This window comes from Janthinobacterium sp. GW823-FHT03B06 (assembly GCF_058796955.1).
The window spans coordinates 1-13,295 of record NZ_JBXAJE010000010.1; the positions used below are offsets into that span (position 1 = coordinate 1).

At 61.1% G+C, this 13,295-nt stretch carries 11 protein-coding genes and 2 tRNA genes; 6 read left to right on the top strand and 7 right to left on the bottom strand.

Features of this window, described 5'->3' with window-relative positions; translation table 11 throughout:
• Positions 1 to 263: 263 nt before the first annotated feature.
• From AC1RBA_RS24895 to AC1RBA_RS24910, 4 genes are all read right to left on the bottom strand, one after another.
• On the bottom strand, positions 264 to 1,328 hold the full coding sequence (locus tag AC1RBA_RS24895) for an NF038122 family metalloprotease (RefSeq protein ID WP_492420067.1): 1,065 nt from the start codon (positions 1,326 to 1,328) through the stop codon (positions 264 to 266).
• A 182-nt stretch (positions 1,329 to 1,510) separates the two neighbouring features.
• Positions 1,511 to 1,595: transfer RNA gene (locus tag AC1RBA_RS24900), tRNA-Leu, on the bottom strand.
• A 193-nt stretch (positions 1,596 to 1,788) separates the two neighbouring features.
• On the bottom strand, positions 1,789 to 3,927 hold the full coding sequence (locus AC1RBA_RS24905; RefSeq protein ID WP_240453590.1) for a heparinase II/III domain-containing protein: 2,139 nt from the start codon (positions 3,925 to 3,927) through the stop codon (positions 1,789 to 1,791).
• Positions 3,928 to 4,204: 277 nt separating this feature from the next.
• A tRNA-Leu gene (locus tag AC1RBA_RS24910) sits at positions 4,205 to 4,289 on the bottom strand.
• A gap of 418 nt (positions 4,290 to 4,707) precedes the next feature.
• Here AC1RBA_RS24910 and rnr point away from each other — a divergent pair.
• The 6 genes from rnr to udk all read left to right on the top strand — a co-directional run bounded on the left by rnr (position 4,708) and on the right by udk (position 10,876).
• Positions 4,708 to 7,257, top strand: a complete 2,550-nt coding sequence (gene rnr, locus AC1RBA_RS24915) for a ribonuclease R (protein ID WP_070221305.1) — start codon at positions 4,708 to 4,710, stop codon at positions 7,255 to 7,257.
• 15 nt (positions 7,258 to 7,272) lie between these two features.
• On the top strand, positions 7,273 to 8,016 hold the full coding sequence (gene rlmB, locus AC1RBA_RS24920) for a 23S rRNA (guanosine(2251)-2'-O)-methyltransferase RlmB (RefSeq protein ID WP_058048541.1): 744 nt from the start codon (positions 7,273 to 7,275) through the stop codon (positions 8,014 to 8,016).
• Positions 8,017 to 8,210: 194 nt separating this feature from the next.
• The gene (gene cysE / locus AC1RBA_RS24925) at positions 8,211 to 8,960 is read left to right on the top strand and encodes a serine O-acetyltransferase (protein ID WP_034756915.1); all 750 of its coding nucleotides are present in this window, start codon (positions 8,211 to 8,213) and stop codon (positions 8,958 to 8,960) included.
• 10 nt (positions 8,961 to 8,970) lie between these two features.
• Positions 8,971 to 9,669: a YceH family protein gene (locus AC1RBA_RS24930; protein WP_070221306.1), complete on the top strand. Its 699-nt coding sequence runs from the start codon at positions 8,971 to 8,973 to the stop codon at positions 9,667 to 9,669.
• Between the two features lie 13 nt (positions 9,670 to 9,682).
• Positions 9,683 to 10,186 carry a DUF2199 domain-containing protein gene (locus AC1RBA_RS24935; protein WP_492420068.1) on the top strand — a complete coding sequence of 168 codons (504 nt, stop codon included), beginning with the start codon at positions 9,683 to 9,685 and terminating at the stop codon, positions 10,184 to 10,186.
• 48 nt (positions 10,187 to 10,234) lie between these two features.
• Positions 10,235 to 10,876 (top strand): uridine kinase, encoded by a 642-nt coding sequence (gene udk, locus AC1RBA_RS24940; RefSeq protein WP_492420069.1) that lies wholly within the window; start codon positions 10,235 to 10,237, stop codon positions 10,874 to 10,876.
• Between the two features lie 91 nt (positions 10,877 to 10,967).
• Here the strand turns inward: udk and AC1RBA_RS24945 are convergent, their stop codons facing one another.
• Genes AC1RBA_RS24945 through AC1RBA_RS24955 form a run of 3 tightly spaced genes read right to left on the bottom strand, consistent with a single transcriptional unit; the run spans position 10,968 to position 13,215 of the window.
• Positions 10,968 to 11,969, bottom strand: a complete 1,002-nt coding sequence (locus tag AC1RBA_RS24945; protein ID WP_492420070.1) for a hypothetical protein — start codon at positions 11,967 to 11,969, stop codon at positions 10,968 to 10,970.
• On the bottom strand, positions 11,966 to 12,838 hold the full coding sequence (locus AC1RBA_RS24950; protein ID WP_492405629.1) for an ABC transporter ATP-binding protein: 873 nt from the start codon (positions 12,836 to 12,838) through the stop codon (positions 11,966 to 11,968). The genes AC1RBA_RS24945 and AC1RBA_RS24950 overlap by 4 nt, the downstream gene beginning before the upstream one ends.
• Complete coding sequence (locus AC1RBA_RS24955; RefSeq protein WP_070289838.1) at positions 12,835 to 13,215, bottom strand: GntR family transcriptional regulator; 381 nt, start codon at positions 13,213 to 13,215, stop codon at positions 12,835 to 12,837. The genes AC1RBA_RS24950 and AC1RBA_RS24955 overlap by 4 nt, the downstream gene beginning before the upstream one ends.
• Positions 13,216 to 13,295 lie beyond the last annotated feature (80 nt).

The window sequence follows — 13,295 nt, forward strand, 5'->3', positions numbered from 1 at the left end:
CGAAGGGACTCGAACCCCTACACCCGAAGGCACATGGACCTGAACCATGCGCGTCTACCAATTCCGCCACGTGGGCATTGTGCTGCGTTTTGCTGCTGCTTGCTGTCTGCTGCGTGTTCTGCAGCGACGGACAAAATAATAAGGGTTGGCGGCGATTCGGTCAATGAACATTTTGCTCTTTTCTTCAAGAAACCCTCTTTTCCACTGAAAAAAGGGTTTTCCATATGAGAAATGGCGTAAAACTGCCTGTTTTTTCAGCGTAGTCAGCGTCGTTGCTGCCATGCCAGCAGCATCAGTGCCAGACATAACAGCGGGAAGGTGCCCGGCGCCGGGATGGCGTTCGGGGCGATATCCCAGCCGATGGCGTCGAGGGCGATCAAGTCGTTCCAGCGCAGGCGCAATAATTCGCCGTATGCCACCGCCGGGTCCATGATGCCCAGGTCTAAATTGTCGCGCCAGTGGCTGGCCTGGTCGCCGTCCCCGTGAAAGCTGCCGTTGGCAAACAGCGGACCGCGCGTCGCGCCGCCATCGAGCGAGAAATACTTGTCGCGGTTGTCGGCCGTCCAGTCGATCACGCCGGCCGCGGCGCTTTCTGCCGAGTAGCGGAACAGGTCCAGTCCCGAGACGTAGGTAAATTCCGTGTCGTCATAGGGGCCGCCCAGCGGCGGCGAGTTGTAGTCGAGGATATCCACGCCGCTGAGAAAGCCCAGTGCGTGGCCGATTTCATGCATGGCCACGCCGATGAAGTCGATGCTGTGGGCGCCGATGCCATTGCCGGGATCGAAATCGAAGTTGAAATCGCTGTTGAACTGGATGAAGCCGTCGCAATTGCCGATGCAGCCGTCCAGCGATTGCGGCGGCGGCGCCAGGCCGACGGCCTTGGCTTCGGCATTGCTCAGGGATAAATACTGATTGTTGGCGTCGCCATTGTTGTCGAGATAGGGCAGGGCGCTGCCGGGTCCGTTGGGGCTGTTGGCCGTGCGGTTGATCAGCATGCCGAAGCTGTCGCCCGTTGGCAGGTGCGCCAGCGCCCGCTGGTCGATGGTGGACGTGGCGTCGGCGGCCAGGGCGCCGCGAAAGTCGCTGTAGCGGTAAAACGCTTCCGACGAGCCCGTTTGCCCCAGGATGTTGCCGCCCAGCGAATTGAAGCCCACCGTCAACTCGATGGTGACATTGTCTTTCAGGACGCGCGACCAGCGCGCGGCCGCCGCCTGGAATCCCTGCTGCGCCTGCAGCGAAGTGCCGGGTACGTATTGCAGATTGAACAGGGGCGAGGCGATAGTGCTGATGGGTAACATCAAGGCGAGGACGGCGACGAGGCTTTTCATGGCGGCGCTCCAGCAATGGCGATGCCATCGTGCAGGCAAGAAGCGTGCTCACTCGTAAAATCAAGGACTTGGCGCGTGCGCAGCCGTCAACTGTCAAGAATGCCGACAGGGTTTGCTGGGGCTGGAAATGAAAAAAGCCGCAAACTCGTGAAAGTTTGCGGCTCTTTTGCGAATTTTGGTAATGGTGCCCACGAAGGGACTCGAACCCCTACACCCGAAGGCACATGGACCTGAACCATGCGCGTCTACCAATTCCGCCACGTGGGCACTGATGCTGCTTTGCTGCTTGTCGCTGCGTGTTCTGCAGCGAGGACAAAATCATAAGGGCTGGCGCGCATTCGGTCAATCAACATTTTGTACTTTTCTTCAAGAAATACCCTTTTCACCTGAAAAAAGGCATTTCCCTAGGAGCGGAGGATGGATGCAGCTGTTTTTTTAGCAAAAAACAGGCGTTTGGCGCTTATTGGGGCAGGGTGATGGTTTGCGTGCCTATCTGCAGCAAGCGTCCGCCAGACACCGGCTGCAATGAAGTTGGCACCGATTTGCAGCCGATATCGAGCACGATCAGGAACTCTGCCGCCATGGCCGGGCTGGTCTTGACGTAGGCGGCATGCTGCTGGCTGGCTTCGAGGGGCGGATTGGGGGCGCTAAAGCCGGACAATTGCTCCTCGTCTGGCCGTAGTGATTGCAGGCAAAGTGATGCCGTGCCATTTTCTATGCTGGCTCGGCCATTCGGGTAAAGGTACAAGGTATTGAGTGCATGGATGTTCCATTCGAAAGTGCGGGCCGTCGCGGAGGTCAGCTTGTCGAGCACTACCACCACGTCATTCTGGCGCGAGTACCATACCTGGCGCCTGGCCAGGCTCAGGTCGTTGCTGTAGGCGGCGCTGGCATCGCCTTCCACATAGTCGAGGTCCGTACCGTGCGTGAAGGCCGTGATCTTGCCGTTTTTGTAGCGCGTCTCGTAATGGCCTTCGACGAGTTGGCCTTTTCCGCCATCAAATGTGATGGCGTTATGCGCGCGCGACTGGCGGTACCAGCTTTTCGAGAGCGGCGATGCATAGTAGTCCTGGTAGCCGGCTTCGATCAGCAGTGGTTTGTTGCCGCTGTTGATGACCAGGCTGTTTTGATCGCCGTGGCTGTGATTGAAGGCTCCAAACGGACTCGATTTGAAGTAGACGGAAGTGCGGGCAGCATTGCTGATGTCGCTATGCATGGCCGCCCAGCCAATGCTGGGAAAGAGCATGGCGTTGGGCGGTGCTTCGGGTGCGACCGTATCGGCGGGAAGCGGGTAGGGCGCCTGCAGCAGGGTGATGGGATTTTCTTGTGCGCCTGGCTGGTTGCTGTACCAGGCGGCCGCTGGCGTGGCTTGCCGTGCTACATATGCCTTCAGGAGTGCCGGGTCCGGTTTGCTTTCATGGACATCGCCGAAGACATGGCGCGGTGCGTTCGGTGGAATGAACTGCATGAAATAATTGGAGAATCCCGCCGTCCAGGGTTTGTTGAACAGGCTGACGCCAGTGGCTTCGGCCAGCGGCTGCCATAATTGCATTTGCATGTCGGTGGTGTACTGGCCATACGCCGAGCCGTTGGCAAAGCCGCCTTCCGGGCCACTCCAGACGTGGACGATATGCATGTACGAGCGCACGGCGAAGTTGAACCAGGCTTGCGCTTCCGGTCTGGCATCGAGCAGCAGGGTTGAGGTGGCGGCAAGGTAACCGAGCGCCTCGACGCCGTGCGAGTCCATGGGGGACTGGTCCAGACGTCCGCCGGCGATGGACAGGTCCGCATAAATCGGTGTCAGCCGCTGCGCGGCGACCGACAGCCAGTGCGCGCGGCGAGGTGCGTCCAGATCCAGCCACAGAAAATCGGCGCCCTTCGCAAGTACCAGGGCAATCATGCGCGCGACCTGATCCTGCGCCTTATAGCTGGTGGGGCCCTCCGGATTCAGCGCGGCCAACTGGTCGCCGCGCAGTATGGCTTCGTCCAGATATCTGCGTTCCTGTGTCAGGCGAAACAGGAGGGCGGCCGCTTCCATCTGCCGGATTACGGCGCCGGCGGCATTGGCAATGCGGTTGTACTGGCCGCTATCGTTGGGCTGGGTCCACAGGCCATCGTGGACGCTGGCCACGGCGGTGGTATTCAGATTGACCTCACTCACGAGGCGGTTCAGGAAGGGGCGCCGTTTGCTGTTCATGGCGGCATCCCAGGCGCTTGCTTGCGCAAAGGAGGCTGGCAACTGGCGCGGGCGCGGGTGGGCTCGCACGGTGGCCGCCAGCTCGGACGATTCGGGAACGACAAAAGTGCGTGAATTGCTGTCGATGGTAAATGGCCGCTTATTGGACCAGTCGGGGGACGTCGAGAGAGGGCTCACGCGCCATTCATAATTGCCTGGCGGCAGTGCGCTTGACGGCAGCAGGAAGTTGCGCGAAACGGTGTGGGTGCTTGCTGTGCCCTCAGCCGGCAAAATCTCCACGACATATTGCGCGGGATAGCTGGCATGGCGCGGCCAGGCAAAGGAAGGGGGATTTTGCACCTGCAAAGTCACCTGTTCGGGCGCCGGTTTGACGATTTCGGGGCTGCTGGAACGGGTGGTCACCCAGTCGGTCGCCTGGCTGGTGCCAGCGCCGAGGCTTAATACGATGAGGCTGCTGAAAAGAATCCGTTTGTGTTTGCCGGGCCTGCATGTCATGACGTCTCTCCGTAATGCTGTTGCCAGCCACGCGCGATGCGTGGCATGGGGGAGATGTCAATATACTATTAAATGGAATGCAAATATTCTTTTTTGATAATTATTTGGCGTTCGATGTGCTGCATCGGAAATGAAAAAAGCCGCAAACTCGTGAAAGTTTGCGGCTTTTTTGCGAATTAGGTAATGGTGCCCACGAAGGGACTCGAACCCCTACACCCGAAGGCACATGGACCTGAACCATGCGCGTCTACCAATTCCGCCACGTGGGCACTGATGCTGCTCTATTACTTGTTGCTTGCTACTTTTACTGCTCGAGAACTTGTTGCAAAATAACTTTACAGCAATTCTGCTATTATAGCGACTTGAAGAGTTTTGCGCCAGATGAGCTTTCGCTCCATACTGCACATCAACCCTGTACCGCTTTCCTGCAACTGCATTCCCGTGAAGGTTTGTTGCTGCAAGAGACCGAGATTATAGAGCAATATTTGCCGAAGTCAAATGCATTGCGCAGCTTTTCTCCTTTTTTTCATCGGCGGGGCACTTGTTCGGTTTCCGCTACGCTGTGCGTTAGGCAAACCAAGGCGTCCTCCGGTACACTACCGCACATCACCGTGTCAATATTGACGGTGATGTCATCGGTCTTTGTCTTCCGTTTGATCACTGTCAATAACAACTATAGAAATACTTTTGAGCCAAAATACCCACACCATCCCCAGCCGGGAGGACATTCTCGGCATATTCCGCAGCGTCAACGCGCCTCTCGACCCGCAGTCTCTCGGGAAAACGCTGCAAGTGCATGCCGATTCCATGGATGTCCTGGTCCGTCGCCTGAAGGCGATGGAGCGCGACGGCCAGCTCAAGTCTGACGCCAGCGGTGTTTTCAGCCTGGCCGACCAGAGCGCGCTTGTCGCCGGTCGCGTCATGAGCCACCGCGACGGCTTCGGCTTTGTCATTCCCGACGACGCCAGCGCCGACCTGTTCCTGCCCGAGAAAGAAATGCAGAAAGTTCTGCATGGCGACAAGGTCATGGCCCGCATCGTCGGCACGGACCGCCGCGGCCGCCCGGAAGGCACGATCGTTGAAGTCACGCAGCGCGCCAATACCCACGTCATCGGCCGCCTGATCCAGGAAAACGGCACCTGGGTCGTGGCGCCGGAAGACCAGCGCATCGGCCAGGACATTCTCGTCACCGGTTCGGTGGGCAAGGCGAAAGCCGGCCAGATCGTCAGCGTCGAGCTGACCGAGCAGCCGATGCGCTTCAAGCAGCCGGTCGGCAAGATCGTCGAAGTGCTCGGGGCGCTCGATGACCCCGGCATGGAAATCGAGATTGCCGTGCGCAAATTCAATGTGCCGCACATCTTTTCCGCCGCCGCCCTCAAGCAAGCTGAAAAACTGCCATTCGAAGTGCGCGCCGCCGATCTGAAAGACCGCGTCGACCTGCGCGACGTGCCGCTCGTCACCATCGACGGCGAAGACGCGCGCGATTTCGATGATGCCGTGTATTGCGAACCCGTCAAGGTAGGCCGCGCCAACTGCTTCCGCCTGATCGTGGCGATTGCCGACGTCAGCCATTACGTGAAACCGAACGACGCGCTCGATATCGACGCGCTCGAACGCAGCACGTCCGTCTACTTCCCGCGCCGCGTGATCCCGATGCTGCCGGAAAAGCTGTCGAACGGCCTGTGCTCGCTGAACCCGGCCGTCGACCGTTTGACCCTCGTCTGCGACGCCGTCGTCAGCGACAAGGGCGAACTGAAGGCCTACCAGTTCTACCCGGCCGTGATCCATTCGGCCGCGCGCCTCACGTACGACGAAGTCGCAGCCGTATTGGGCAACACCAAGGGACCCGAAGCGGCACGCCGCGCGGACATCCTGCCGCATCTGCAGAACCTGGAAGCCGTCTACCGCGCCTTGCTGAAAGCACGCACGGAGCGGGGCGCCATCGACTTCGAGACGACGGAAACGTATATCGTCTGCAACAGCGCGGGCAAGATCGAAAAGATCATCCCCCGCACGCGCAACGAAGCGCACAAGATCATCGAAGAGTGCATGCTAGCGGCCAACGTCTGCGCAGCCGATTTGTTGCTGCGTAACAAGCATCCAGGCACCTACCGCATCCACGCCAGCCCGACCAAGGAAAAGCTCACGCAAGTGCGTACTTTCCTGAAACAGGTTGGCTTGAACCTGACGGGCGGCGACACGCCGTCGGCATCCGATTACCAGACCCTGATGCAGCAGATCAAGCAGCGTCCCGATGCGGCTCTGCTGCAAACGATGCTGCTGCGCTCGATGCAGCAAGCCGTCTACAGCCCGGACAATATCGGTCACTTCGGCCTGGCCTACGAGGCGTATGCCCACTTCACCAGCCCGATCCGCCGCTATCCCGACCTGCTGACGCACCGCGCCATCAAGGCCATCCTGCAAGGCAAGAAATACGAGCCGAAACTGTCCGACAAGGTCGTGCTGAACACGAATGTGTCGAACGCCACGCGCAAGCAGCAGGCCAAGGACAAGGCCGACGGCAAGCCGAAGAAGACGGACCTGACCATCTGGGACGCGCTGGGCGTGCATTGCTCGGCCAACGAGCGCCGCGCCGATGAAGCGTCGCGCGACGTGGAAGCCTGGCTCAAGTGCTACTTCATGCAAGACAAATTGGGCGAGGAGTTCACCGGCACCATCACCGGCGTGACCACCTTCGGCGTGTTCGTGCAACTCGACACCCTGTTTGTCGAAGGCCTGGTGCACGTCACCGAGCTGGGCACCGACTACTTCCAGTACGACGATGCGCGCCATGAATTGCGCGGCGAACGCACGGGCAAGCGCTACCAGCTGACCGACCGTCTGACGGTGCAAGTGGCGCGTGTCGACCTGGAAACGCGCAAGATCGACCTGCGTCTGGTGACCGATGCGGAACTGGCGGGCGACGAAGCGCCGGCCAAGCAGTCTGGCGGCAAGCGCAAGGGCGAAAAGAAATCGATGGTCAAGCCCGGTCCCGCGACCGAGCAGCGCCATGAAATCAAGGCCAGCGGCAACAACGGCGGCAAATCCGGCAATGGTTCCGGCGGCCGTGCCAATGGCGCCAAACCTGCCGCCAAGGCGCAAGCCAAGGCAGCGCCGCAAGCAGCAGCCCCCAAGGCCGCCGCGCCGAAGCGCAGCAAGAAACCAGCCGCGGCACCCGCTGCGGCGGCACCACGAGCAGCAAAAACTGTATCAAAATCAAGCAAGAACAAGCGATAAAAGAAACGATAACAAATGAAGAATAAAATGATTTTCGGCTTCCACGCCGTCACTTCGCGTCTGCGTCATGAAGCGTCGTCCGTGGAAGAAATTTTCGTCGATGCCAGCCGCGTCGACGGCCGCATGAAGGACATGATCGCCGCCGCCAAGGCGGCCAACGTGCGTGTCATGCCCGTCGACTCGTCGCGTCTCGATAAAATCGTCGGCACGCGCCGCCATCAGGGCGTGATCGCGTTTGCGTCGCAGCTGTCGCTGGCGCGCAATCTCGATGAGTTGCTGGACGCCATCGATGGCCCGCCGCTGCTGTTGATTCTCGACGGCATCACCGACCCGCATAACCTGGGCGCCTGCCTGCGCGTGGCCGACGGCGTCGGCGCACATGCCGTCATCGTGCCGAAGGACCGCGCCGTGGGCCTCAACGCCACGGCCGCCAAGGTTGCCAGCGGCGCCGCCGAAACCGTCCCGTACATCACCGTGACGAACCTGGCGCGCACCATGCGCGAACTGAAGGACCGCGGTATCTGGCTGATCGGTACCTCGGACGATGGCGAAAAAGGCTTGTACGAAGCCGATTTCACGGGCCCGACGGCCCTCGTCATGGGTTCCGAAGGCGAAGGCATGCGCCGCTTGACGCGCGACACCTGCGACATCCTCGTCAGCATCCCGATGTTCGGCTCCGTCGAGAGCCTGAACGTGTCCGTGGCTTCCGGTGTGTGCCTCTACGAAGCCCGCCGCCAGCGCATTGCGCTGGAAGCCTAAAAAACGTCCATGGCTGCGGTGCATTGCCTCGCCGTACATTCGTACTGTCTTCGGCAATGCGCCTTGCCCTGAACGTTTTGTAGCGCTTCCAGAAAATCAGCCGCCGCCCTTGAGGCGGCGGTTGTTTATCTGCCTCTCCGGCAGCACGCCGCCGAATACGCTACCATTTGCGTTCCACCTTATCCATTTTCATTATGTTCCACCACCTGCGCGAAGACATCAACAGCATCATTGAACGTGACCCCGCCGCCCGCAATGGCTGGGAGGTGTTGACCTGTTATCCGGGCCTGCACGCCATCGTCATGCACGGCTGGGCGCACTGGTGCTGGACGCGGCGCATGAAATGGGTGGGGCGCTTCATTTCGTATATCGCCCGCATCATCACGGGCATCGAGATCCATCCGGGCGCCGTCATCGGCCGGCGCGTCTTCATCGACCATGGTTTCGGCGTGGTGATCGGCGAGACGGCCGTCGTCGGCGACGATTGCACCATCTACCAGGGGGTTACCTTGGGCGGCACCTCGCTGCACAGCGGCGCCAAGCGTCATCCGACCCTGGAGCGCGGCGTCATCGTCGGCGCCGGCGCGCAGGTGCTGGGGAGCTTCACGGTGGGCGAATACGCCAAGGTGGGCTCGAACGCGGTGCTATTGAAACCCGTGCCATCCGGCGCGACGGCCGTCGGCAACCCCGCGCACATCGTGCAAAAGGATGTCAGCGCCCTGCGCGAAGGCAGTACGGCGCATTTGTTTGCCGCGTACGGCGTCACGCCCAACGGCGACGATCCGCTGTCGAAAGCCCTGCAAGGCCTGATCACGCACGCCGTGGCGCAGGAGCAGCGCATCGAAACCATCCTCGCCACCCTGAAGGCGGCGGGCATCTGCTGCCAGGGCGTGCCCGAGTGTGATAAATTCGATTCCGAGCAAATGAACAAGCTGGTTGATTAAGGATACAGGCATGAATACTGATGTGACGGCAGGCGAAAAAAGCAATGACAATCCGAATCTGCTCGACCCCTTCGAGATACGCGTGCTGGCTGTGCTGGCTGAAAAGGAAGCGCTGACGCCGGACAGCTACCCGCTCTCGCTCAACGCGCTGACGAACGGCTGCAATCAATTGTCCAGCCGCGACCCCGTCATGGCCCTCTCCGAGGAAACCGTCTACGACGTGCTGCAGCGCCTGATGCAGCGCAAATTCGTCAATGGCATCACGCAGGCCGGCGCGCGGGTCGCCAAGTACGAACACCGCATGCGCATCAAGTGGTCGCTGGAACAGGACAAGCTGGCCATCCTGACGATCCTGATGCTGCGCGGCTTGCAGACGGCGGGCGAAATCCGCAGCCGCAGCGGCCGTGTGCATGAATTCAAGTCCGTGGCGGAAGTGGAGTCGGGCCTGCAGTTTTTGATCGACAAATATCCGCCGCTGGTGGCCAAGCTGGCCGTCGCGCCCGGCGCCAAGGAACCGCGCTACGGCCATTTGCTGGGCGGCGAGGAAGCGCTGGCGCAGATCGAGACGGCGGCAGGTTACGCTGGTGCCGTCAGCGCGCCGCAGCAGGGCAGCAGGGTGGCCCAGCTGGAACAGGAAGTGCTGCAATTGCGCAGCGACTTCGATGGCCTGGCGGCGCAGTTCGAGGCGTTCCGCAAGCAATTCGAATAAGCAGCCTTCACGCATGAGTTTTTCCTTCCTGTGCCGCGCCTGCGGCGAGACTCACACGGGCATGCCCAGCTTCGGCGCCGACGCGCCGTGGCTGGTTGAGCAGATGACGCCCGCCGAGCGCGAAACGCGCTGCCAGCTCGACAGCGACGCCTGCATCGTCGATGAAGAACACTGCTTCGTGCGCGCCATCATCGACATCCCCGTGCATGACTCGGATGAACCATTCAGCTGGGGCGTGTGGGTGTCGCTGAGCAGCGAGAGCTTCGATGCGTGGGATGCCTGTTTCAATGACGCCAGGCGCACGCACATCGGCCCCTTCTTCGGCTGGCTCAGCACGCAGCTGCCCGTGTATCCGGCTACCCTGAACCTGAAAACCCGTGTACACCTGCGCGACGACGGCATGCGTCCGTACCTCGAGCTGGAGCCGACCGGCCATCCGCTGGCGGTGGAACAGCGCGACGGCATCACGGCCGAGAGGGTGGCCGAGCTGTATGTGCGGCTCGTGCATGACGCGTGACAGGAGCCGCTCCCTGTCAGTCCGCCTGCGTTTCCGGTATCATTCGGCATGAATAATATTTCCTTCCAACCGTTTGTTATTGGTGTCGCTGGCGGAAGCGGCAGTGGCAAGTCAACCGTATCACAGCAGGTGCTGGCGTCGTTCGGTGCCGACATGGTCTCGGTCGTGATGCAGGACGACTATTACTGCGACCAAACCCATCTCTCCCCTGAAGTCCGGCGCCAGCAGAATTACGACCATCCGCAGGCGTTCGAGTGGCCATTGCTGGTGCAGCACATCCAGGCCTTGCGCAATGGCGAAGCGATCGAGATGCCGGAGTACGACTTCACGCTGCACAACCGCTCCAACAGGACCATTCCCGTCAAGCCGGCGCCGGTGATCGTGATCGAAGGCCTGTTTGCCCTGTATGACGAAGACTTGCGCGACATGATGTCACTGAAGATCTTTGTCGACACGGCTTCCGACGTGCGCTTCATCCGCCGCATGCAACGCGATATCACCGAACGCGGCCGTTCCGTGGAAAGCGTCATCGAGCAGTACCTGGAAACGGTACGCCCGATGCACAAGCAATTCATCGAACCGACCAAGCGCAATGCCGATGTGATCTTGCCGCACGGCGCCAACGGCCCCGCGGTCGACATGATCACGGCCAAGGTGGCCAGCGTGATCGGCCGGTTGACGCGGGCCTGATCCCCGCCGGTCCGCTGCGCGTATGCCGGGCCGGCATACGCGTTACGCGTGCAGGGCGCTGCCCAAATCCTCCCATCATGGAAGAGGGGACTCAGCCTTCCTCGCGCCAGCGGCGCAGGCGGATGGCGGCGTAAATCAGCGCCGCGCCTGCCGCCGCACCCAGCCACACGGCTGGCAAGGCCAGGCTGGACCAAGAATTGCTGAACACATCGATGCGCGTCGCGTGCGATCCCCCCTCTGCCAGCGCGTGCATCTGCGGCAGCAGGTCCGGCTCGAACAGATACCAGCTGCCGGGGAGGGTGCCCAGCAGGGCGCGCCCGATGACGTTCATCTGTATCCAGTCGATACCGCTTTCCGTCTGCGTCAGCTTGCCGGCCCACACGGCCAGGATGAGCAAGAGCAGCGGCACGCCGACGGCCCACAGGAAGACTTTCGACTTGGCCCAGCTCGATACCATCAGCAGCCAGCCGACCGTCGGCAAGGCCCACAGGCAATACACGGGCAGCAAGCCGAACACGCGCAGCGGTCCCAGGTACAGACCGGGGGTGGCGAGCAGTTCGGCAAACACGTGGATGCCGTTGGCCGCCAGCACGCCGCTCAGGATCAGGACCAGAAGCAGCGAAGTCACGCTGGCGGCGGCAGCCACGATCAGCGGCGCGACCAGCAGGGCGATGGCCGCTTTCGACAGCACCGTCTGCGCATCCGAGATGGGCAGCGATTTCCAGAACAGCACGCTGCGGTCGCGGCGGTCGTCATGCAGGGCGCTCAGGCAATAAAAGAACACGAGAAAGCCCAGCGCCAGGAACAGGGGCGCGGCCGCATAGATATAGTTGTTGGCGACGGCGTCGATGATTTCCGTGCGGCGCGGACCGAAGGTGCGGGTGTTGAAGACCGTGCTCCAGGACACTTCTTCGCCATTGACGATCAGCGCCGTGCGCATCTTGGTCTTGGCGATGGTGGCTATCGTCATCAGGGCGCCCAGTACCGTCATGACGATGCCGATCAGGGCGGGCGTCCATACCAGCATGCCCTTGTGTTCCCACAATTCACGCCGGATCAGCCATTGCATCTTGTTTGCAGGGGAAATACTCATTGGTACGATCCTTTCATGGTCGCGACAAACAGGTCAGCCAGGCTGGGCGTGCGGACTTCGCCCAGGGCGGCCAGCTGGGTGCGGGCGACGCCGTCGAACAGCATCACCGACTTGCCGAACACGCTGCGTTCGCTGATCGGCTGCAGCGCGCGCGCCGGATTGACGTGCTGCGGTCCCACCATCACCTCGATGTAGCGCTCGCCCACCTCTTCCATGGTCGATGCCAGTACGATCTTGCCGTCGCGAATAAACATCAGGTCGCTCAGGATGTGTTCCACTTCCTCGATCTGGTGCGTGGTGATGACGATGGTCTTGTTTTCATCGAAATAGTCTTGCAGCAGGTTCTGGTAGAACTGCTTGCGGTACAGAATGTCCAGCCCCAGGGTCGGCTCGTCGAGCACCAGCAGTTTGGCGTCGATGGCCATCACCAGCGCCAGGTGCAGCTGCACCACCATGCCTTTCGACATGGACTTGACCTTCATCTTCGGCGCCAGCTTGGTGTGGGCCAGATAGCGCTCGGCCTTGCTGCGGTCGAAACGTGGATGCACGCCGGCAACGAAATCGATGGCGTCGGCCACGCGCAGCCAGCCCGGCAGGATGGCCACGTCGGCGATGAAGCATACGTCGTCCATCAGCGCGTCGCGCTGCAGGCGCGGATCGCGTCCCAGCACCGACAGCTGGCCTTCGAAGCCCGTCAGGCCCAGGATGGCTTTCAGCGTGGTGGTCTTGCCCGAACCGTTCGGCCCGATCAAGCCGACGATGCGCCCCGGCGCGATATCGAAGCTGATGCCGTCGATGGCGACTTGCTTGCCATACTGCTTGCGCAGGCCGCGGGCGCTGATGACGCTGTCCTTGTTCAATGCATTCATGCGCTCTCTCCGTGTGCGCCACTGTCGCGGCTCGCCTGCAGTAGTTGCTCGAGGTTAAGGTCCAGTTGCGTGATGCGTTCCAGCATCGCCGGCCATTCTTCGCGCATGAAGCGCTCGCGTTCACTGGCCAGCAATTTGTCGCGGGCGCCTTCCAAGACATACATACCGAGTCCTCTGCGTTTTTCCACCAGGGCATCGTCGACCAGTTCCTGATAGGCGCGCGAAACCGTGATGGGGTTCAATTGATAATCGGCCGCCACCTGGCGTACCGACGGCAGGGCGTCGCCGGACTGCAGCACGCCATCGAGCATCATGCCCACCACCCTGGCCTTGAGCTGGCGGTAGATGGGGCTATTGTCATTCCATTCCGTGCTCATGGGATGCGCTCCGACAAGGGCGGGGCCGTGCGGCGCGTGAAAAATGCTGTAGGCATCGAAGCTCCGTGATGTAGTTGATC

Excerpts from the sequence above, each read along its gene's own strand:
- udk (WP_492420069.1), top strand. The coding sequence starts at position 10,235 with ATGAATAATATTTCCTTCCAACCGTTTGTTATTGGTGTCGCTGGCGGA.
- AC1RBA_RS24955 (WP_070289838.1), bottom strand. The coding sequence starts at position 13,215 with ATGAGCACGGAATGGAATGACAATAGCCCCATCTACCGCCAGCTCAAG.
- rlmB (WP_058048541.1), top strand. The coding sequence starts at position 7,273 with ATGAAGAATAAAATGATTTTCGGCTTCCACGCCGTCACTTCGCGTCTG.
- cysE (WP_034756915.1), top strand. The coding sequence starts at position 8,211 with ATGTTCCACCACCTGCGCGAAGACATCAACAGCATCATTGAACGTGAC.
- AC1RBA_RS24930 (WP_070221306.1), top strand. The coding sequence starts at position 8,971 with ATGAATACTGATGTGACGGCAGGCGAAAAAAGCAATGACAATCCGAAT.
- AC1RBA_RS24950 (WP_492405629.1), bottom strand. The coding sequence starts at position 12,838 with ATGAATGCATTGAACAAGGACAGCGTCATCAGCGCCCGCGGCCTGCGC.
- AC1RBA_RS24895 (WP_492420067.1), bottom strand. The coding sequence starts at position 1,328 with ATGAAAAGCCTCGTCGCCGTCCTCGCCTTGATGTTACCCATCAGCACT.
- AC1RBA_RS24945 (WP_492420070.1), bottom strand. The coding sequence starts at position 11,969 with ATGAGTATTTCCCCTGCAAACAAGATGCAATGGCTGATCCGGCGTGAA.
- AC1RBA_RS24935 (WP_492420068.1), top strand. The coding sequence starts at position 9,683 with ATGAGTTTTTCCTTCCTGTGCCGCGCCTGCGGCGAGACTCACACGGGC.